General features: G+C 36.4%; 20 protein-coding genes, 1 other RNA gene and 1 pseudogene. 12 read left to right on the top strand and 10 right to left on the bottom strand.

The window, feature by feature from the left end; all coding sequences use genetic code 11:
* On the bottom strand, positions 1-1,422 hold a 1,422-nt coding region (locus tag WBN20_RS01135), incomplete at its 3' end, for an NAD(P)H-hydrate dehydratase (protein WP_424280401.1).
* 409 nt (positions 1,423-1,831) lie between these two features.
* Here WBN20_RS01135 and thrA point away from each other — a divergent pair.
* From thrA to WBN20_RS01095, 8 genes are all read left to right on the top strand, one after another.
* Positions 1,832-4,276, top strand: coding sequence for a bifunctional aspartate kinase/homoserine dehydrogenase I (gene thrA, locus WBN20_RS01130; RefSeq protein WP_424280400.1), 2,445 nt, complete (start codon positions 1,832-1,834; stop codon positions 4,274-4,276).
* A 4-nt stretch (positions 4,277-4,280) separates the two neighbouring features.
* Positions 4,281-5,201 carry a homoserine kinase gene (locus tag WBN20_RS01125; RefSeq protein WP_424280399.1) on the top strand — a complete coding sequence of 307 codons (921 nt, stop codon included), beginning with the start codon at positions 4,281-4,283 and terminating at the stop codon, positions 5,199-5,201.
* Between the two features lie 30 nt (positions 5,202-5,231).
* Entirely contained in the window at positions 5,232-6,527 is a 1,296-nt protein-coding gene (gene thrC / locus WBN20_RS01120; protein WP_424272227.1) for a threonine synthase, read from the top strand.
* Positions 6,528-6,621: 94 nt separating this feature from the next.
* Positions 6,622-7,707: a glycine cleavage system aminomethyltransferase GcvT gene (gene gcvT / locus WBN20_RS01115; RefSeq protein ID WP_424280398.1), complete on the top strand. Its 1,086-nt coding sequence runs from the start codon at positions 6,622-6,624 to the stop codon at positions 7,705-7,707.
* A gap of 29 nt (positions 7,708-7,736) precedes the next feature.
* A complete protein-coding gene (locus tag WBN20_RS01110) occupies positions 7,737-8,564 on the top strand; it encodes a sugar nucleotide-binding protein (RefSeq protein WP_424272225.1) in 828 nt (275 codons plus the stop codon).
* 70 nt (positions 8,565-8,634) lie between these two features.
* Positions 8,635-8,919, top strand: coding sequence for a 4a-hydroxytetrahydrobiopterin dehydratase (locus WBN20_RS01105; protein ID WP_424275032.1), 285 nt, complete (start codon positions 8,635-8,637; stop codon positions 8,917-8,919).
* A gap of 80 nt (positions 8,920-8,999) precedes the next feature.
* A complete protein-coding gene (locus WBN20_RS01100) occupies positions 9,000-9,710 on the top strand; it encodes a YebC/PmpR family DNA-binding transcriptional regulator (protein WP_424275033.1) in 711 nt (236 codons plus the stop codon).
* A gap of 289 nt (positions 9,711-9,999) precedes the next feature.
* Complete coding sequence (locus WBN20_RS01095; protein WP_424272762.1) at positions 10,000-10,491, top strand: hypothetical protein; 492 nt, start codon at positions 10,000-10,002, stop codon at positions 10,489-10,491.
* On the opposite strand, the gene WBN20_RS01090 is transcribed toward WBN20_RS01095, so the two are convergent.
* From WBN20_RS01090 to WBN20_RS01065, 6 genes and pseudogenes are all read right to left on the bottom strand, one after another.
* A complete protein-coding gene (locus WBN20_RS01090) occupies positions 10,488-11,027 on the bottom strand; it encodes a 1-acyl-sn-glycerol-3-phosphate acyltransferase (protein WP_424272763.1) in 540 nt (179 codons plus the stop codon). The genes WBN20_RS01095 and WBN20_RS01090 overlap by 4 nt on opposite strands.
* A 107-nt stretch (positions 11,028-11,134) precedes the next feature.
* Entirely contained in the window at positions 11,135-12,262 is a 1,128-nt protein-coding gene (locus WBN20_RS01085; RefSeq protein ID WP_424280397.1) for an iron-containing alcohol dehydrogenase family protein, read from the bottom strand.
* Between the two features lie 4 nt (positions 12,263-12,266).
* On the bottom strand, positions 12,267-12,968 hold the full coding sequence (locus tag WBN20_RS01080; protein ID WP_424272638.1) for an HAD family hydrolase: 702 nt from the start codon (positions 12,966-12,968) through the stop codon (positions 12,267-12,269).
* The gene (gene kdsB / locus WBN20_RS01075) at positions 12,959-13,672 is read right to left on the bottom strand and encodes a 3-deoxy-manno-octulosonate cytidylyltransferase (protein WP_424275038.1); all 714 of its coding nucleotides are present in this window, start codon (positions 13,670-13,672) and stop codon (positions 12,959-12,961) included. The genes WBN20_RS01080 and kdsB overlap by 10 nt, the downstream gene beginning before the upstream one ends.
* Before the next feature lie 31 nt (positions 13,673-13,703).
* Positions 13,704-14,273, bottom strand: a complete 570-nt coding sequence (locus WBN20_RS01070; RefSeq protein WP_424280402.1) for a DUF4126 domain-containing protein — start codon at positions 14,271-14,273, stop codon at positions 13,704-13,706.
* Positions 14,274-14,312: 39 nt separating this feature from the next.
* Positions 14,313-15,740 (bottom strand): annotated as a pseudogene (locus WBN20_RS01065) (ATP-dependent DNA helicase); the annotation flags it as partial.
* Between the two features lie 104 nt (positions 15,741-15,844).
* Here WBN20_RS01065 and WBN20_RS01060 point away from each other — a divergent pair.
* From WBN20_RS01060 to rsmD, 3 genes are read left to right on the top strand one after another with little or no spacing between them, the layout of a single operon-like run.
* Positions 15,845-16,495: a hypothetical protein gene (locus WBN20_RS01060; RefSeq protein WP_424271228.1), complete on the top strand. Its 651-nt coding sequence runs from the start codon at positions 15,845-15,847 to the stop codon at positions 16,493-16,495.
* A complete protein-coding gene (locus WBN20_RS01055) occupies positions 16,452-17,294 on the top strand; it encodes a DUF3822 family protein (protein ID WP_424280396.1) in 843 nt (280 codons plus the stop codon). Before WBN20_RS01060 ends, WBN20_RS01055 begins: the two co-directional genes overlap by 44 nt.
* Positions 17,294-17,845, top strand: coding sequence for a 16S rRNA (guanine(966)-N(2))-methyltransferase RsmD (gene rsmD / locus WBN20_RS01050; protein ID WP_424280395.1), 552 nt, complete (start codon positions 17,294-17,296; stop codon positions 17,843-17,845). Before WBN20_RS01055 ends, rsmD begins: the two co-directional genes overlap by 1 nt.
* A gap of 53 nt (positions 17,846-17,898) precedes the next feature.
* Here the strand turns inward: rsmD and rnpB are convergent.
* Positions 17,899-18,218, bottom strand: an RNA gene (gene rnpB, locus WBN20_RS01045) — RNase P RNA component class A.
* Between the two features lie 268 nt (positions 18,219-18,486).
* On the opposite strand from rnpB, the gene WBN20_RS01040 reads away from it, so the two are divergent.
* Positions 18,487-20,292 (top strand): DNA polymerase III subunit gamma/tau, encoded by a 1,806-nt coding sequence (locus WBN20_RS01040; protein ID WP_424275036.1) that lies wholly within the window; start codon positions 18,487-18,489, stop codon positions 20,290-20,292.
* On the opposite strand, the gene WBN20_RS01035 is transcribed toward WBN20_RS01040, so the two are convergent.
* Together WBN20_RS01035 and WBN20_RS01030 are read right to left on the bottom strand one after the other, a co-directional pair.
* Entirely contained in the window at positions 20,281-20,640 is a 360-nt protein-coding gene (locus WBN20_RS01035) for a transmembrane 220 family protein (RefSeq protein ID WP_424280394.1), read from the bottom strand. The two genes, WBN20_RS01040 and WBN20_RS01035, sit on opposite strands and share 12 nt — an antisense overlap.
* Positions 20,641-20,651: 11 nt before the next feature.
* Positions 20,652-22,025, bottom strand: a complete 1,374-nt coding sequence (locus WBN20_RS01030; RefSeq protein ID WP_424280393.1) for an alkaline phosphatase family protein — start codon at positions 22,023-22,025, stop codon at positions 20,652-20,654.
* Positions 22,026-22,133 lie beyond the last annotated feature (108 nt).

Raw genomic sequence — 22,133 nt, 5'->3', positions numbered from 1 at the left:
TGCTATATCTCCTGCCCTGCCGTGGAGGTATACTCCAAATATAGCTGCTTTCAAAGGTTCATATTTCTGTGCCACTAATGAGGTTATCACGCCTGTAAGCACATCCCCGCTTCCTGCCGTGGCCATTCCGGGATTTCCTGTAGTGTTAATATATCCCTTTTCGTTATAGATCACTATAGTATGAGCGTCTTTTAGTACCAGAATACAATCGTGTTTTTTAGAGAATTCCTTAGCTTTTTTAAGTTTATCAAAATCATTCTCCCAATTGCCCAATAAGCGCTTCAATTCCCCCGGATGGGGAGTAAGTATCGTTTTTGGTGGAAGTTTTTTTAATAGTGATTTGTTCATGGCAATCATATTAAGACCATCAGCATCAATAACCATAGGAGATTTAGTTATTCCTAAAAATTTGGAGAACGTTTCCTGAGTACGCTGCGCAGTTCCCAGTCCAATTCCAACCCCTATTACACTAGGCTCCAATTTCAAAGAAATATTTGTGATTTCTTTTTCACCTTGGTCTGTAATAACCATAACCTCGGGTAATGAACTTTGTATGGGTATATATCCACATTTTGGTACATAAGCCGAAACCAATCCACTCCCGGAGGTAATGCAGGCCTTGGAAGCAAGGGAAACAGCCCCAATTTTGCCATAGCTGCCGCCAAGAATCAATGCATGTCCATATGAGCCTTTATGTGAAAATTTTTCCCTTGGAATGTAATATTTCAAAACTTCATTTTTGCCAATAAGCTCAAAGGAAGCCTCGGTTTGCCCGATATATTTTTGAGATAACCCAATATTTAAAACTTCCCATTGATTGGAGAATATTCCCGTTTCCGGTAAGAAAAAAATAAGTTTTGGAAACTGAAAACTCAGAACATAATTCGCTTTCACAACCGCTTTTGAATTTTTTACAGGCTGATCTAGAAACAAGCCTGACGGGATATCAACAGAAACAACGAAAGCGCTCGAATCATTAAAATGCTGTATAAGTCTTTCCACCCATGGATCAGGTGTTCTGTTTAACCCTATCCCGAAAAGAGCGTCAATAATTATATCTTCAGAATCAATTGAAGGGAGTTCAGAATCCTGGTTAACAAAGTTTGGCCAAATCTTACGATCTTTCAAGCGCTCTAAATTACCAAGAAAATCATGAGACCTCTTCTCGCTATAGTTTACAACAAATACCTCAATATTGTAACCATGTTCCCATAAATGCCTTGCCAGAGCCAATCCATCACCACCGTTATTTCCAATCCCACAAAACAACTTAATTTTGACCTGAGCACCTTGCAACTTATGATGAAGCCAGTCAAAAAGCTGAATTGACGCCCTTTCCATTAGCTCGGCTCCGGTGATATCCTGATCTTCAATTGTGAATTGGTCAGCTGCGTATATCTGTTTGGCTGTAAATATCTTCATTTCTTATTTATGGTCAATTTATTGGATTCCTATTTATTTAGTGACAACTCCGCGTGAAATAGGTTTTTTACTCCTGGTGTTAGTTACAAATTCTACTTTATACCACTGAATCATCCCTGAATACCGTTATTTTTTATAAAAATATTTGAAAAAAATTGATGACTTCACAAAAATAGCATGAATTATTTGATAAGGGGTTCAAAAGTCCTACTTTTGAATTGTCATCAGAGACATTATGAAAAGCATATCGGACATAAATAAAAGGGCTTCATCCTTTACTAACCGGCGCCATTTTGCTGCTAGCATCACCACTACTACCCCTTAGGGGTAAGTTTCTACATATACGTCCGTATCCGTTTATATTCAGTAACAACAGCTGTATAAATCAAGCAATTAATACTAAAACAAAATGAAGGTTTTAAAATTTGGAGGTACTTCAGTAGCCAATGCTCAGCATATAAAGCAGGTTCAGAATATCATCAAAAATTTGGATGAAAATAACATTGTAGTTGTAGTATCTGCTCTGGGAGGAATTACAGATCTGCTCCTCAGGACTATTGATATGGCATCAAATCAGGATGAAAAATATAAAGATAGTCTTCAGGAAATAGAAGACAGGCATATAAAGACTATTAAAGAACTCATTCCAATTCAATTACAAAGTGCTATTTTAAGCAAGGTGAAAAGCGAATTAAACACCCTGGACACTTTAGCTGAGGGTGCATTTCTAATTGCTGAAAAAACCCCGCAGTTAACAGACAAGATTGTTAGTTTTGGCGAGCTTTTATCTTCCTATATTATTAGTGAATTCTTTGTCTCCGCTGGTATGAATTCAGCATTTAAGGATAGCCGGGAGCTAATCAAAACTGATGACACTTTTGGAAAGGCTGCTGTGGATTTTGAAAATACCAATAAAAACTGTAACGCTTATTTTTCTAAAACCAAAAATAAAATAACTGTCATTCCCGGATTTATTTCTTCAACAGCCCAAGGTAATTCCACGACCTTAGGGAGAGGTGGTTCTGACTATTCTGCGGCAGTAGTGGCCAGTGCAATAGATGCAGAAGAATTACAAATATGGACAGATGTAAGTGGAATGTATACCGCAAATCCCAGGATAGTTAAACAAGCCAAAGCAATACCGCAGATTTCCTATGAAGAGGCAATGGAATTATCACATTTTGGAGCCAAAGTACTGTATCCTCCTACGATACAACCTGTGTTGTCCAAAAACATACCTATTCTTATTAAAAATACTTTTGCGCCTGAAGAGGCAGGAACATTAATTGCCAAAAATGATAACGCCCAGGGCAAATCTGTTAGGGGTATCAGCAATGTTGAACATATTACCCTTCTTTCGCTGGAAGGTCCGGGAATGATTGGCATACCCGGTATTTCAAAGCGGTTTTTTGAAGTCCTTTCCCAGACAGGGATCAGTGTGGTACTTATTACCCAGGCATCTTCAGAACATTCAATTTGTGTTGGTATATCAGATGTAGATGCAGCAATTGCAGAATCACTGGTTAATAAAGCTTTTGAATATGAAATAGCAACAAATAAAATAAAACCGGTGTTGGTGGAAAGTGAGCTCGCCATAATTGCTTTGGTAGGAGATAACATGAAAAGTCATCAGGGATTAAGTGGCAAAATGTTTAGTACCCTGGGTAAAAACAACGTAAATATAAGGGCCATAGCACAAGGAGCATCTGAAAGAAATATTTCCGCAGTTATAAGAAAAGATGATGTTAAAAAAGCCCTTAACACCTTACACGAAGAGTTTTTCGAGGAAAATATCAAGCAATTAAACATCTACGTAATGGGTGTTGGAAATGTGGGCTCAAGATTTATTAAACAAATCCAAAACCAGAAAAAATACCTCAAAAAAATCCTAAAGTTAAATCCAAGGGTAATTGGATTATCTAATTCCAGAACAATGATTTTTGATGAAGATGGTATTCCATTGGAAAATTGGGATGAGCTATTAGCAAAAGGTAAAAAAGCCGATAGAACAGTTTTTTTTAATACTGTTCTGAGTAATAATCATCGCAATAGTATTTTTGTTGATAATACAGCTAGTGAAACTATTGCTAATACCTATGCTGATTATTTAAAACACAGTATTTCTGTAGTTACCTGCAATAAAATTGCATGTTCTTCGGACTATAAAAAATATAGTGATTTGAAAGAACTATCAAGGGAATACAATGCACCATTTCTTTTTGAAACTAATGTAGGAGCCGGTTTGCCTATAATAGACACTTTAAAACACTTGATAGCTTCGGGAGATAAAATTAATAAAATACAGGCCGTACTTTCCGGGAGTCTGAATTTTGTTTTTAATAATTTTAACGACAAGACTACCTTTCATGATGTAGTTAAAAGAGCACAGGAAGAAGGATATACAGAACCAGACCCAAAAATAGACCTAAGTGGGGTTGATGTAATGCGAAAGATTTTAATCCTGGCAAGAGAAAGTGGTTATGTCCTGGACATTGAAGACATAAAGAACAACGCATTTTTACCAGAGGAAAGTCTTGCTACAGACAATAATGATGAATTTTACGCTTCACTTGCCGCCCATGAGGAATCGTTTCAGCAACTATATGATAAGGCCGTATCTTCAGAAAGTAAACTTAAATATGTTGCTGAATTTGAAAATGGCAAAGCAAGTGTTGGCTTAGAACAGATACCTAAAGGCCATGATTTTTATAATTTGGAAGGAAGCGACAATATTGTTCTTTTTTATACTGAAAGATACCCTAATCAGCCATTGATCATAAAAGGAGCCGGGGCCGGGGCCGATGTTACTGCATCCGGAATTTTTGCAGATATAATTAGAATAGGAAATTTTTAATCAAATGAATAGTATTAAGGTTTTTTGTCCTGCTACAATTGCTAATATCTCGTGTGGATTTGATGTCCTTGGGTTAGCACTTGATGCAATAGGAGATGAAATGATGGTACGTAAGACAAAACAACCGGGTATTAATATCTCCAAAATAACAGGACAAATACTCCCTTTGGAAACAAAGAAAAACGTAGCTGGTATTGCAGGATTAGCCTTATTGGCAGAAAGCGAATATTCTGGGGGATTTGAGATAGAAATATACAAAAAAATAAAAGCCGGAAGTGGTATTGGAAGTAGCGCGGCAAGTTCTGCAGGTGCTGTATGGGCTATGAATGAACTTCTCGGCAAACCATTTTCTCCAATTGAGTTGGTTAAATTTGCTATGCAAGGTGAGGCATTAGCCAGTGGTGTAGCGCATGCCGATAATGTAGCCCCCGCATTGTATGGTGGATTTACCTTGGTGCGCAGTTATGAACCTCTTGATATTATTAAAATAAACACGCCTCCTGATCTATACGCTACCGTTATCCATCCTCAGATTGAAGTAAAGACCTCAGATTCAAGAAAAATACTAAAAACATCAATTTCCTTAAAAGATGGGATAAAACAATGGGGGAATGTTGGTGGACTTATATCAGGGCTTTTCCTTGAAGATTATGACCTGATTGGCAGGTCCTTAGTAGACCATATTGTAGAACCTATCCGCTCAATGTTAATACCCGGTTTCAGTGAAGTGAAATCCGAAACTATTAAAGCAGGAGCCCTGGGTACGGGTATTTCGGGTTCGGGGCCTTCCATTTTTGCATTGAGTAAAGGAAAGGATACTGCGGACAAAGTGGCAGAAGCTATGAGAAATGTATATATCAATATAGGTGTGGATTATGATGTATATGTTTCAAAAATAAATACCAAAGGAATGCATAAAATATAATTTTTGCTTTTTCCTCCTTAAAACCGACAAATGAAATTTTATAGTCTAAATAAAGAAGCTGCTGATGTATCGTTTAAAAAAGCCGTTATTAATGGAATAGCTCCCGATAGGGGATTATATTTTCCCAGGGATATAAAGCCGCTGTCTTCCTCTTTTTTTGAAAATATTGAAGATCAGACTGATCATGATATTGCCTTCAAAGCAATAGAACAATTTGTAAGTGAAAGCATTCCTGAAAATAAACTAAAAGAAATCTTAATTAGCGTTTTAGATTTTCCTTTTCCTGTTATTGAATTAGAAAAAAATGTAGCAACTTTAGAACTTTTTCATGGACCCACCCTTGCATTCAAGGATGTAGGAGCCCGATTTATGGCACATTGCCTCGGATATTTCTTAGAGAATCAAAATAGTGAAGTAACTGTACTGGTAGCCACTTCGGGAGATACGGGAGGCGCGGTGGCAAATGGCTTTTTAGGTGTTCAAGGCGTTAAGGTGGTTATATTATACCCAAGCGGTAAAGTCAGTGATATACAGGAACGACAGTTAACTACTTTGGGGCAGAACATAACAGCCCTTGAAGTAAATGGGAATTTTGATGATTGCCAGAATATGGTTAAAACTGCCTTTTTAGATTCGGACCTGAAGTCGGAAATACAATTGACTTCCGCAAACTCAATAAATGTGGCCAGATGGTTACCTCAGATGTTTTATTTTTTATTTGCATATAAAAAGCTAAAAAACAAAGAACAGCCCATTGTTTTCTCTGTCCCCAGTGGTAATTTTGGAAATATTTGTGCCGGGATGGTTGCACAAAAACTAGGTTTACCTGTTGCTCATTTTATTGCTGCAACAAATGTAAATGATACGGTACCCCTTTTTATGCGTACTCAGGAGTATTCTCCCAAAATGTCAAAAGCTACTATCTCTAATGCAATGGATGTTGGAGATCCCAGTAATTTTATTCGGATAAGAAATCTATATAAAAACAATTTTACCGAACTAAAAAACCACCTGTCTTCTTATTCTTTCACCGATGAAGAAACGAAACACGCCATACTTAGTGTATATAATTCATGTAATTACATTACTGATCCCCATGGTGCCGTAGGGTATTTAGGCCTCAAGGAATATCAAAAAGATAAATCGGATACCTTTGGAGTATTTTTGGAAACAGCACATCCTGTTAAATTTTTAGACGTGGTTGAAGAAACTCTAAAATTGAAATTACCCATTCCTTCTCAAATTCAAAATGTATTAGAAAAAAATAAAGTTTCTATCAAGATAGATACCTATGATGAACTTAAAAGCTATTTGCTAAACAAATAGGACATCTTATTTTTATAAGTCATAAAACATTGTGAAATCCAATTTAGCTATCTATTAATTTTCTATAAATTTGCGCAGCTTAAATTGATGAAATATGAAGAATACAGCACTAACTAAAACCCATGAAGCCCTCAATGCCAAAATGGTTCCTTTTGCCGGGTATTTAATGCCGGTATCCTATGAAGGTGTTAATGCCGAACATGAAACGGTTAGAAAAGCTGTGGGTGTCTTTGACGTTTCTCATATGGGAGAGTTCTTAATAGAAGGACCCAACTCTTTAGCACTAATACAAAAAGTCACTTCTAATGATGCTTCTAAACTTACGGTTGGAAAGGCCCAATACAGCTGCTTTCCAAATGAATCTGGCGGTATTGTGGATGACCTTATTGTATACAGAGTAAAAGAAGAAGTTTATCTCCTCGTGGTGAATGCCTCTAATATTGAAAAAGATTGGGATCATATTTCTAAGTACAATAAGGATATAGGGGCCATACTTAGGAATATATCAGAAAACTACTCATTATTGGCGATACAAGGGCCAAAAGCGGTAGAATCCATGCAGTCTTTAACATCTGTAGATCTGTCGGAAATTAAGTTCTATAATTTTGTGGTTGGCGACTTCGCAGGGATAGATCATGTTATTATTTCAGCAACGGGATACACTGGTTCCGGTGGATTTGAAATCTACTGTAAAAACGAGGAAGTAAAGCAAATTTGGGATAATGTTCTGGAAGCAGGGGCAGATTATGGCATAAAACCAATTGGCTTGGCTGCAAGGGATACTCTTAGATTAGAAATGGGGTATTGTTTATATGGAAATGAAATTAATGATGACACTTCTCCTTTGGAGGCCGGTCTTGGTTGGATTACAAAGTTTAGCAAACCTTTTGTGAATAGCGAAGCGCTGGCTAAAGAAAAGGAGCAAGCTCCAAAACAGAGATTAATTGCCTTTGAGTTGGAAGAAAGAGGTATTCCAAGACAAGGTTATGAAATTGTAGATGGTAATGGCAATAAAATAGGTTTTGTCACATCGGGTACCATGTCACCTTCTTTGAATAAAGGCATTGGTTTGGGCTATGTGCCTTATGCATTATCTGAACCAGGTAGCGAGATTCATATTAAAATACGCAAGAATACAGTAAAGGCAAAAGTGGTTAAATTACCATTTTATAAAGCATAGACTATTTTTAGATACGAGGAGGAAAAAGGGTGAAAGACGGAGGAAAGAAAATACTGATACTGGGAGGAAGCGGATTTATCGGACATGCTATTTACAAGGAACTCTGTAATTATTATGACACCTATGCCACCTATTGTTCATCCGAAGGGGCTTTTGGAGATAATAAACAGTTTATAAGATATGATATGCAGGAAGATGATATCTATCAACTTCTCGAGAAAATACGCCCACAAATCATTATTTCAGCCTTAAGAGGCAATTTTAGTGCACAAGTTCAGGCACATCAGCACATCGTGGAATATCTCATTAAAAACGACTGCAAACTCTATTTTCTGTCTTCTGCCAATGTGTTTGATGCGTACAGTAAATTCCCTTCATATGAATATGACAAAACCTTATCCGAGAGTGTCTACGGGAGATTAAAAATTAGAATAGAGAACATGCTTTTGCGATTGCCTAAAACTAAAATGGCTATTTTAAGAGTACCAATGGTATTTGGAAATTCCTCCCCCCGGGTTAAAGAAATGAAGAAATTTATTTGGAATAATGAACCTATAGAAGTTTTTCCAAATCTGATTATTAATGTAATAACCGATTACAAGCTCACTCAGCAAATCCATTATCTCATAAATAGAAATAAGAGCGGAATTTTTCATCTGGGCAGCTATGACCTGGTTCACCATGAAGACTTTATTAAGGATATCCTTGAAAGGATAGGAAGCTTCAATCCTATTTTTAAAAGGGTTTTCACTACAAATGAAGAGCGTTATATGGCTGTTTTACCCAAAGACAATAAACTCCCGAAAAACCTTCGAATTAGTTGCCAGGAGATTATTGATCATCATGTTATCATTTAATTACAAAGAAATCTACCTATTATTAATTGCCTAAATCATATTTTTCTAACTTTAAGAAAAATAAAATATTATGGAAAAACTAAGCGAAGAAGAAATAACTAGCAGGCTAAAAAAATTGGCTGGTTGGGAATATAAAGACGGTGCCATTGAACGAAACTATAAGTTTAAAAATTTTAAAGACGCTTTTTCAACAATGACTCGGATAGCCTTTGAATGCGAGGCACAAAATCATCATCCGGATTGGACAAATGTTTATAACTCCCTACAAATTCGACTGAATACCCATGATGTCAGCGGTATAACCAACAATGATTTTAAACTCGCGGATAGCATTGAGAACATCGTGAATAACTAGATATTCTTATCTACTCATTCATCTCTTGCCCCACCATTTAAATTTGTTAAATTTGCTTCCAATAAATAGCATATTAATTTATGGGAAGAGCGTTTGAATTTAGGAAAGCACGTAAAATGAAGCGATGGTCAGCCATGTCCAAAGCTTTTACGCGCATTGGGAAGGATATTGTTATGGCTGTAAAGGAAGGTGGCCCTGATCCTGATTCTAATTCCAGATTGAGAGCGGTCATTCAGAATGCCAAGGCGGTAAACATGCCTAAGGACAATGTTGAGAGAGCAATTAAAAGAGCGAGTGATAAAAGTCTTGGTGATTACAAAGAAGTATTGTTTGAAGGATATGCACCCCATGGCATAGCCATACTGGTTGAAACAGCCACTGATAATAATACCAGGACGGTTGCTAACATTAGAAGTTACTTTAATAAATGTAATGGTAGTTTAGGCACTTCAGGATCTGTAGAATTTATGTTTGACCATACTTGTAATTTCCGTATTTCTGGAGAGGGAATAGACCCCGAAGAACTGGAATTAGAGATGATAGACTTTGGTGCTGAAGAAGTATTTGTTGATGATGATGGGATATTGATCTACGCTCCTTTTGAAAGTTTTGGTGCCATTCAAAAAGAATTAGAAAACAGGGAAATTGAAATTCTATCATCTGGTTTTGAGCGAATACCTCAAATTACCAAGCAACTTACGGTTGAAGAATCTGAAGATGTTGAAAAGCTATTAGAAAAAATTGAAGAGGATGATGATGTACAGAATGTATATCATACTATGCAGGAATAAATTTCCAAAGACTCATTTAAGTATATTCTTTTTAATATAGCGCTATCTAGCTTCCCAAACATACCCATTATATATTTTTACGTTTTTTAAAGTAAGCTCAAAATGCTAATAACTACTGCATTCGATTTATGGTTTATCAAATAATTTTGATGGGGTGATGCAGATCATTTCAATTCATTATTCCCTTTACTAATTTTATTATCATGCCAGTTGAGAATAAAACGAATCTTTGACCTCATTTTACCTTAACCGGAATTTAATTTATTGATAACCTTTTAAATCTGAAATTATGAAAACACTAAGCAAGGTATTTTTATTTGTCCCTTTCTTCATATTTTTACTGTTTTCCTGCTCAGGTGACGACGAAACAGATGTTCTGGTCAAAGTAGGAGGCCCTTTTGAAATTAGTGAATTGGCAGGCAATTGGGAAGCTACGTCGGCCAGTTTTAGTGATGGCAATACACAGAGTATCGAGCTCATTAACGAAGGAGGAGCTGCATCCCTGACTGTCCAAAGTAATGGTAGGTTTACCTTAACTATTGATCCGTCAGACAGGCCTTCATATACATCTAGTGGAGAAATGTTCTGGGAAGAATTCGAAGGACAATATTATTTTGCCATCGAATGGGCTGATTATCCCGGAGATTGGGATACCTATGGAGCAACGCTCAATGCAACCACGTTCACCATTAATGGAGGATTTGATTCAGGAGAATATGATTTTGACAACGATGGTGATTTTGAATCTGCAAGTATAAGATTTACTTTTATAAGGATTTAAAAACTGTATTCAGGAATCTTTCCAACCACACCCTTATAGAATTCTTTGTATTTTATAAGGTCGGCTTCCATATTATCTGTGGGGAATTGAGGTTCTGATACCTTGACTTGTTTTTTGCCAAAATCGAATGCCACCAATACAATTGGGACTTTGGCCGACTTAGCAATATAATAAAATCCTGTTTTCCATTCCGCTACTTTTTTTCGGGTACCCTCTGGTGCGAGTGCCAACCTAAATTTTTTGCGTTCATCAAATATTTTGGTAATAGCAGCTACTTTATTTTGACTTTTACTCCGGTCTATGGGTGCACCTCCCATCCAGCGAAAATACCAACCGAATGGAGGCCTAAACAGACTTTCCTTTCCAATAAAATTAATTTCTTCATTAAACACCCTTCTAACCAATAAACCCAGAAAAAAATCTACCCAACTGGTATGAGGCACAACAATTACAACACATTTATCAACCGCAGGGAAAGTACCATTTAAACGCCACTTTAAAATGTGAAAAAAGATAAATTTAGATAGTCTTTGCATATAGCGTGTGGGATTTGTATGGCAGAAAGAGTTCAGTGTTTTCGTCATTTATTAGTATCAGATAATCATAAAACAACAAATCCCTGCTAATTAAATGTCTAAAGAGCCTATATTTTCTGGTAAATAGATCGCAATTTCTCCGGAGTTATATATTTTGCCCATTCTTTACCTAAAGCATTTTCCCAAAGCGGTACCATCCCCAATGACACTTTTATCATGGTATTGAATTGATCATCAGTTAAATTTTCGCAAATTCCCTTCGGAAGTTGAATGTCATGCTTTTCCATCATTTTATTAAAACTAACTACGCCTTCCGGATAAAACTCTCCCAGGTGTTGAAAAACAAGACAATTTCCAATACCATGCCGGGTTCCCAGTAAGTAAGAAAGTCCATAGCTCATTGCATGGGCAACACCTACCTGAGAATAGGCAATGCTCATACCACCATGCCATGATGCCATCATTAACTTATCTCTGGAGTCTGAATCTGAAATATCACCTAAGAAAACTTCTTCACATAACTCCAGTGCTTTTTCACCATAACTTTGACTAAATGCATTTAAGTAAGTTCCATTGAGAGATTCCACGCAATGAATAAAGCAATCCATTCCGGTATAGAACCATTGTTCCTTGGGTACTCCATGAAGTAGATCAGGATCCAGGACAACCTGATCAAAGGGTGTAAAATCTGAATTAATCCCAAGTTTCTTCTCAGGGCCAAGTAAAACAGTTGTTCTGGACACCTCGGCCCCTGTACCACTAATAGTAGGTATCCCAACATGATAGACTGCAGGATTATGTACCAAATCCCAACCCTGATAATTCGCCGAAGAACCTTCATTATTTAACATGATTGCGACGGCTTTTGCCAAGTCTAACAAAGTGCCACCCCCAATACCCACTACCGCCGAAGGCAACTCTGTAAAATCTTCTTTTATCTGACTTACCAAATCATCTACCTGCCCTGTTTTTGGTTCTTTATTCGCAGAAATAAGAATAGTCCTATCATTGAACTGAACAGGAATTCTTTCTAATAAGGCTGAGTTAGTGAAAACATCATCCACAAGGAAAATGACGGGGGCATCAGGACTGCTTCGATGAGGCATTATTATTTCACCTAATTGATCAAAGCTGCCGGCTCCAAAAACAACACGCGGTACCATTGGAAAATTTCTGTATGGTCCTTTTGTAGTTTTTGTAGCATCCTTTAACGGAATTTCTTTCTCTTGTTTCATAATTTTAATTTAGGTATTTTAAAATATCAGATATCACATTTAATGTGAGGTGATCATTCGTCATTTCTTCCGGAGTAACCTGTTCATGAGCCCAGGTTGTATGAAATGGCACATGTATCGCCTTGGCGCCTATATTCAAAATAGGTATTACATCTGATTTCAAGGAATTCCCTATCATTAAAAATTCGTTAACATTAATCTCCAGATGGTCCAGTAAATTTTTATAATTCTCCTCTTTCTTGTCACTTAATACCTCCACATGATGAAAATATTTTGTAAGTCCGGATCTTTCTAATTTTCTCTCCTGATCCAAGAGATCACCTTTTGTAAGAACAATCAACCTGTATTTATTGGCCAGTTTTTGCAACACTTCCTCAACACCCTGTAAAAGTTCAACAGGCCTGGCTATCATTTCCTTTCCAAGATTTAATATTTCAGTTATTGTCTGCGGAGGGATATGGTTATTCGATAATTCCATTGCAGATTCTATCATAGAAAGCATAAAACCTTTTATGCCATAACCATACAACTCAAGGTTGTTCATTTCCATTTTAAAAAGTTCCTGATCCACCTTGTTTTTGGTTTCATAATTTTCAAGAAGGTCAGCAAACTTTTCTTCCGCTTCCCGGAAATAAGTTTCATTTACCCAGAGTGTATCATCGGCATCGAAGCCAACTACTTTTATATTACCAAAATCTAATTCCATACCTCTTTGGCTTTCTCAAGATCTTCAGGAGTGTCTATTTCTATTCCATTTACCTCAGTTTCCACCATTTTAATTTTCTTTCCATACTCTAAATATCGTATGGCCTCAATTTTTTCTGCTGCTTCCAGAGTTAACATAGGTAAACTTCTAAAATCCATAAGTGCCCTTTTTCTGAAAGCATAAACACCTTTATGTTTAAAATAGTTAATATCCATTTCTGTCGTCCTCAGATAAGGAATGGCAGATCTTGAAAAATAAAGTGCAAAATCCCGGTTATCTACAATTACCTTAACAATATTAGGGTTATTAATTTCATCCGAATCAGTAATTTTTGTCATTAAGGATGCTAAATCAATTTCTTCGTTCAGATCATTTTCAAATACTTCCAACATACTTACTAAACTCTCCTTGTCAGTAAAAGGTTCATCGCCTTGAATATTCACAATAATATCAACTTCCATGTTGCTTACAGCTTCCGCTATTCTATCGCTACCACATTCATGTTCTTCCTTGCTCATAATAGCTTTGCCGCCTTCTTTGATGATAGCATCAAAAATAACAGGACTGTCTGTTACCACATAAACCTCATCAAATAGTTTTGTCTTTAATGCAGCTTCATTGGTTCTGACAATAACAGGTTTACCAGCTAAATCCTGCATCAATTTTCCGGGGAATCTGGTTGCGGCGTAACGAGCAGGTATCATGGCAATTATTTTAGTCATTGAAATCGTTTTATTAATGTTTAATTCTTGGCCTTAGTTTTCTATATATGGAAAAAATAAAAATTAGTATAATAATAACCAGAACCATAGCAAGTACAGGAGCAAATATCGATGCTGTTGTAACCACTATAGCCGTTCCGGATTCTAAAGCAGACACCAAGGGATTCGCCAAACCTCCAGTAGTTGTTGTAGACACAACTCTTCCCGCTGCTGAAGCCCCTTTAATAGCTGTAGCAGTACCTCCGCCCGCAATAATGGCCAGAGACCAGGTAACCACCGGATCCAAATTGGCGACAGTAGAAACCATTACAGCCGTACCTGCTATTGCAGCAAGGGGAATTGCTAAGCTATCAAGCAGGTTATCCACCCAAGGAATAAAATAGGCCAATAATTCCACTATTGTAGCAACCCCAAGTACAATTAATGCCGCAAGACTGCCTATCCAAACCCAATGTTGGTTCAATTCCCAAACATCAAAATATGCTGCAAGGCTAAGTGCAAATAATGGCAAAAACACCCTAAAACCTACTGATGCGGCAAGTCCTATTCCAAGAAATATGCTAATTATTGTCTCAGATGTCATTATTAAAATCTGTTTTACTAATTTAAGTAATTCCTCACCAACAAAAAAATCGTTCTTGAACCCTATCAGGTACAATTTTTCCTTAGCTCTGGTAACCGCTGTATACAGCCATCGCAAATATTCACGATCTATTCCATTAGGAAGATAAGGTTGTTCTACAAATACAGTATCCCATTGCCCTCCTTGCGATTTATGGCACGTAATGGCATATGAAAACTTCACCTGCAATGCATTAAAGAATTTGTTGTTCTTCACTCCCAAAAACCGTTTGTATTTCGATTTTTCGTGAGCATAATCGCTTTGTACTTCCTGATATAACCTATTTCCCTCTTCATAAGACAATGAAGGTGTATCGGCTCTTATTGTATCTAATAACAGTACAGTCTCAAATGGTCTTTGGTTGGGATAATCTACCATTTTTACCTTTACCTCGGCGAATTTGAAGCCATAGAGCTCCTTAATAGAAAAAATCTCAAGTATTTCAATAATATCCCCATTGGCTATAAAACCGGACTCTGAATTAGGCTTTAACCAAAAATAATTGTTCTTCACCACCATCATATAATCACCCGGGGCTAACTCATTCTCCAGGTATAATATTCTGTTTCTTATGTTTTCGTTATACAAATTTGCCCTTTTATTTGAGCGAACAATTAGCACGGTCTCTTCCTTGCCATTTTCCCTGTATGAATTATCAATTGCTTCCTGAATGTCATAGCCATCAATTAGTCTTATTATGTCTTTATAGGGATTAACATCAAATTTAAATTCATCTAAGTAGCCAGTTTGCAATTGCTCCCGCAAATTGGTAGCATTAAGTAATATCCCGGAGTCCTCTGCCTGTCGTACTACTTCATCTAACTCTAAGGTTATAACTTCTTTATTATAATTAAAAGCCAGTTTTTCGCTGTCTAAAGCAGGACTGATTTGTAAATGAACCGGCGGTAACTGAGCGGTATCACCAATTAAAATCAATTTACAATTATGTCCAGAGTATACAAACATCAACAAGTCGTCTAATAGTGAGCCGTTACCAAATAACTTAGAATCTGATGGAGCATCTGGAATCATAGATGCTTCATCCACAATAAAAATTGTATCCCTGTGCTTATTAGGTGCAAGTATAAACTTTATCCCTCCCCCACTTTCTTTTTTGGGAAAGTAGATTTTCCGGTGAATTGTGAAGGCCTGACTCTTTGAATAATTACTCATCACTTTAGCAGCCCGTCCGGTTGGCGCCAGCAGAACTGCCTTCATTGTGGTCTTCCATAAATTAGACACTATAGCCCCTACTATGGTTGTTTTACCTGTTCCAGCAAATCCTTTCAACAAATAGACCTCCTCTTTTTTTACGGATAACACAAAATGAGCTAGCTGTTGCAGAGCCACTTCTTGTTTTGGTGTGGGTGAATGAGGAAAGTTATCCTTAAGTAGTTTATAGAAAGAAGGAGCGGTAAGCATTTTCATAAGCCTTCAAATATAAAGAGGATTTTTACGACAAAACCTTTTACGATTAAAAAAAAATTGTAGATTTGTGAAGACCACATAAGGATAATTAATACCAGTTAAAAATGAAAACCATACTTCAGATAGTACTTTGGATAGTTTGTGTAGGACTTGGATTCCTAATCTATAGATCTGTAACAGGACCAATTGAGTTTAAAAAAATTAAGGAAGAACGTTTTTCTAAAGTAATTTCGAATTTAAAGGATATTAGAAATGCGCAGGAGGCCTACAGGTCAGTTAATGGAAAATTTGCCAACGACTTCAAAAGTCTCATAGCGTTTGTAGATTCGGGAAAATATACGATAACACAACAAAGAGATTCTTCATACATGGAATTCGACAAGGTTTATGGAATTGACCTTTTGAGAGAAGTTACTATTATTGACACCTTGGGATTCGTTTCAGTAAAGGATTCTTTGTTTAAAGGTGATGACCGCTTTAAAAGCATGATGAATGTTCCTTATGCACAGGGTGGAGAAACATTTGCTATGAAAGCTGAAATTGTTGATAAAGGAGGATACAAAGCACCGGTTTTTGAGGCCAAAGTTAAAAAGGATATTATTTTATATGACCAACCTAAAGATCTATTAACCAGGGAAAACGCTCAGATAAGTGTTGAAGAAGTAAACGGACCAGAAATTAGAGTAGGTTCGCTTACAGATGTAAGTACCAATGGCAACTGGCCCCCTATTTATGACAAAAAAGGAGATCAATAACAATATTGAAAAATTTTATAAATTGTCCATTCAGGTTAGCTTGAATGGACTTTCTTTTTGTATCGTGGACACAATCGCTAATACGATCAAACATTTCAAGCGCCTAAACTTTAGTAAAGAGCTAAGTCCTTATGAGATGCAAAAGGAATTAAAGCAGCTGTTTGGAGAATCAAAAATTGAAGATTATTCCATTACAGAGGTGGTAGTTATCCATAGAAATAACCTCTTTAGCCTCGTTCCTAAACCATTATTTGATAAAGCAGAACTTGCCAATTACCTAAAGTTTAATGTCAAAATACTCGCCAACGATCTGGTTGAATATGATGAGATAGATAGTTACGACCTGGTAAATGTTTATGTGCCTTTTGTAAATATCAATAATTATATATATGATCTTTTTGGGGAATTTGAATTCATGCACCACGGGACAATTATGGTGCAATCATTATTAAATTCGCATAGCAATGGAAATGAGCCCATTTGTTATGTACATATTGCCGATAAGCAGATGGATATTACGGTACTTGCTCAAAAGCAATTATTATTCTTTAATAGTTTTCAATATATAACTAAGGAAGATTTTATTTATTACCTGCTATTTACCCTGGAACAATTAAAACTGAATACGGAAAATATAAAACTGAGGCTTTTCGGTGCAGTAGATATGGGAGATGAGCTATACAATATTGCTTATGAATATATACAGCATATTTCAATATTTATTCCACCAAGCGATATTTATTCTACAGAAGAGTTAGAGAAAGAAGTAGTAGATTTTACAGTACTAAACGCACTTTAATGCGCATTATCTCCGGTTCACATAAAGGCCGCCGAATTACGGCCCCCAAGGGACTTCCTGTACGTCCCACTACTGATATGGCTAAAGAAGCTTTGTTCAATATCTTAAATAACAACTATTATTTTGAAGATCTGGAAGTATTGGACTTATTTTCCGGTACCGGGAATATAAGTTTCGAATTTGCCTCCAGAGGCAGTAGAGAAATTGTGGCTGTTGATAAAGACTACAGATGTATTAAGTTCATAGCAAAAATGGCTAAAGAACTAGACTTTAATATTTCTGCTATAAAAAGTGATGTTTTTAAGTTTATTGAAAAAGTAAACCTGAATTTTGATATTATATTTGTTGATCCGCCCTATAGTTTCTCGAACGAAGATTGTTCCAAAATTGCTTCAATTGTTTTTCAAAGACAATTATTAAATGAAAATGGAACTTTGATAATTGAGCATTCCAAACACACAGATTTATCCGATCTTGAAAATTTTAAATACATGAAGAAGTACGGAGGGAGTATTTTTAGTTTTTTTGAATTAAACAAAACTATGGAATAAAAAAATCCCTCACTCTTAGATCTGAAATAAACCTCATAGAGCAAGGGAGTTTTTCTAAAAGCAGGTCATAAGCCGGATTCTGTAAGGCCTCAAAGAGACCTCCTTATCATTTATCTGGACTTTTGGTTACCCAAAAGTTCTAACCGCCTACCCTTCAGCTTGGACGTGCAGCCCTTTAACGCTGATATACATGACGTTTCACCACATAGAGTTTACCTGATTTCACTACAGCATTACCTGTACTTGCTTTCTGCTGCACTTGTCCTCCTTCCGCACATGGCGAAAGGGACGGGCGTTACCCGCTATGTTGCACTTTGGTGTCCGGACTTTCCTCACTAACATAAATTGTTAGGGCGATAAGGGGACCTGTTTAATACAAAGGTACAATATCCTGTTTAGGTTAAAAAAATTACACGCTTATTCACAGGTGTATTTAATCCATATCCCATTTCAAATTCCTACAAGAAATAAATAATGACTATTTTACTATTCTCAACCTTAGTCAATAGTTCAGCTACCAAACAATTGTTGATAAAAATTCAGCATATATATTTAAAATAAACGGCATAATTAACGGCTATTTCTATATTTGTATATAACACCACAGGCGCTTAAATTTTGTCTGCTAAACCTTCGTTTAATTGGAACCATTTATTGTATCAGCACGTAAGTACAGACCTAAAACCTTCAAGGATGTTGTGGGTCAGGAAGCCATTACAAATACGCTGCTGAATGCAATAGAAAATAACCATCTCGCACAAGCGCTTTTATTTTGTGGCCCCAGAGGAGTAGGTAAGACTACTTGTGCAAGGATTTTGGCTAAACAAATCAACCAGGACGGTACGGAGAAAGAAGATGAAGATTTTGCATTCAATATTTTTGAACTGGATGCGGCATCTAATAATTCTGTTGATGATATCAGAAGCTTAATAGATCAGGTGCGAATACCACCTCAGGTTGGAAAATACAAAGTATATATCATAGATGAGGTACATATGCTATCTCAATCTGCGTTCAATGCATTTTTAAAAACACTTGAAGAACCTCCTAAGCACGCTATTTTTATTTTAGCTACTACAGAAAAACACAAGATTATACCTACTATATTATCGCGTTGCCAGATATTTGACTTTAAACGTATAACCGTTAAGGACGCGGCCAAGTATCTCAAATATATTGCCGAGCAACAGGGTATTGAAGCAGAAGATGACGCGCTTCATATTATTGCTCAGAAAGCAGATGGTGCTATGAGAGATGCATTATCAATTTTTGACCGGGTAGTTAGTTTCTCCGGGAAGAATCTTACCAGAGCAGCTGTAACTGAGAATTTAAATGTTCTGGATTATGATACCTATTTTGCCACTACAGATTTAATTCTGGAGCACAATATCCCTCAATTATTAGTTTTGTACAATCAAACACTCGCTAAAGGCTTTGAGGGACATCATTTTATTAGTGGTCTGGCTTCACATTTCAGAGACCTTTTGGTTTGCAGGCATGAAGATACCATTGCCCTATTGGAAGTTGGTGAGAAAGCAAAAAAACAATATCTGGAACAATCTAAAAAAACTTCTGAATCCTTTTTACTCACAGGGATAGGTATGGCAAATGAGTGTGACCTTAACTACAAAGCCAGTAAAAACCATAGATTATTGGTTGAATTAACCCTAATGAAATTAGCCTCCATAGATTTTAATGGTGAAAAAAAAAATCTTAAAAACCTCAACACCACAGGGAATATCGAAGTTCAATTAATACCCACTTCGTTTTTTATTGATGAGCTACCCACTAAACAGTCTCTGGAAACTGTAAAATTTTTGAAAAATACCCAAACCGTCATTCCCAAAGAAAAGGAAGTTGAATTCAGGGAACAGGGAGAATCCACAGAAACAGAAAAAGCTGATCCTCAGCCTTTGACAGCCGTTATGCCCGAAGAGGTAATGATATCTGATCCTAATAAAAACATTAAGATTAAGGAGCGATCTAAAAGAATTTCGGGATTATCATTATCCAGTTTAAAGGCTAAAAAAGAACATCAACTCAAAAGGATAGAAGTAGTAATTGATGAAGATGAGCTACCTAAAGAAAGTTTTGCAAAAGAAGAATTATTAAAACATTGGGATAGTTATATTAAAAAATTAGAGGACGCTGGTAAAAAGATTATGGCTTCAAATCTAAGTTCCGACCAACCTAAAATAGTTAATGAATCGGAAATATGGATTGAGCTTCCAAATGGTACAATGAAAAAAGAAATTGAACGGGAACAATATCACCTGTTAAAGTTTCTAAGAAAACAACTCAACAATTATAGCATTGAGTTGAAAATAACTGTCAATGACGAAATTGCCAAAAAATTTGCCTATACTCCTGAGGAGAAGTATCAAAAACTAAGGGAAATAAACCCTGCTATAGATCTCCTAAGAAAGGAGTTTGATCTAGACCTTTGATTTATTTGCCGGTCGTAACCTAAGGGCATAAATCAACAATACTATTGCCACAATCAATAGCCCTAACGACTCTCTTCCCCTTTCAATATTCACAATATCTCCATTACCAATAGTAATACCCTCAAACTTATCCGGCCACAAAACAAAAGTGCCTATAAAATATATTCCGCTTAGAATGATTGCTCCGGTAAAGTTCAATTTACCCAGATAGAAGAACAAAGAAGCCGCAGAAGCAACTCCGTAGATGGCATACCATAACAACGCGTCGGGATCATTATATTGAACATATGCTGCCCATATAAATAACAATGTAAATACTAAAGAAAGAAGTTTAAATAGATTTTTCATATTATAAGAGTTTAACCGGTTAACAGTTTAGCTATAAGCTGGTAAACCTCTGTGGATTTAAATAGGTCCTGTTTTAATGATACTTTTTTATTTGTTATAAAAACGGGGTAATCTGATTGGTCTTCAGGTATTCTGCCGTGCGAACCCTTTACCAGATTTGCTTTCAGGGGTATTATATTCATTACAGTTCTAAATCCGAGTTTCTTTTTCAAAAGTTTTAATATCACTTTAGGCATCACAAATTTGTCTTCGGGATCTGTGAACAGTTCTACAGGATCATAACCAGGCTTTTTGTGAATATCCACCATTCTTGCATAGTCTGGTGCTTTTTCATCATCCATCCAGAAGTAATAAGTAAACCATGAATTTTTATCCGCAATTAGCAGCAAATCGCCACACCTATCGTGATTTAAATGTGCTTCTTCCAATTCATTATTCGATAATACCTTCTCAACACCTTTAATTCCTTTTAGTAACTCCTTTACTTCGTTTTTAACTGTGTGATCATTTAGATAAATATGCGCAATCTGATGATCAGCTACTGCAAAAGCTTTACTAGCGCCTGTATCTAATAGCTCCAGACCTCGTTCCTCCCTTATAGTTATTAATCCCTCAGATCGAAGAATACGGTTAATATGAATTGGATTATTCACATTGGTAATTCCGTATTCCGAGAGTAGAACGATATTTGTATTTTCATTGTCGTAGTAACTCACCAGTTTTTTTACTAGCTCGTCAATTTCATTCAGATCTTTACTGATTTGGGAAAAGTCAATCCCATATCTCTGCAAATTATAATCCAAATGAGGCAGATAAACTAAGGTAAGAGTTGGATCATGCAATTGGTCTGTTTTGATTGCAGCATCAGCTATCCACTGACTGGATTTCACAGATGTTTTGGGACCCCAAAAATTAAATAAAGGAAAAACACCCAGTTCTTGTTGCAATTGGTCTCTTAATTCAGGAGGATGTGAATAAATATCGGGGATTTTTCTTCCATCAGCAAGATAGTTAGGACGAGGTGTAACACTATAATCCACTGTAGAATACATATTATACCACCAGAAAAGATTGGCGCAGGTAAAATCACTGTTCAATTGCTTCATATCATCCCACAACTTGTCACTTTGAGTCAATTTATTGGATTGCCTCCAGAATTTCACTTCACATTCGTCCTTAAAATACCATCCATTTCCTACAATGCCATGTTCTGCCGGCCATTTACCGGTAAGATAAGTTGTTTGAGAAGTGCAGGTGACCGCTGGTAAAACCGGTTCAATTGAGGCTGACTCTCCTCTTTCTAAAAAAGACTTTATAAAAGGTGTATGTTCACCTATTAGTCTATGCGTAAGACCAACAACATTAAGAACAACCGTTTTATTCATACCTTTTATAGTTTATCTATTAACCAGTTCATTTCCCTGATTATGGATTCTGAAAGTTCTTTTTTTAGATAACCTGGAAGTACCTCCCAGGTATATGTCTCTACTTCC

Source organism: Eudoraea sp. (assembly GCF_049665975.1).
GTDB lineage: Bacteria > Bacteroidota > Bacteroidia > Flavobacteriales > Flavobacteriaceae > Eudoraea.
Note: the sequence above shows the minus strand (reverse complement) of the source record. Positions and strands in the feature narration are given on the sequence as shown.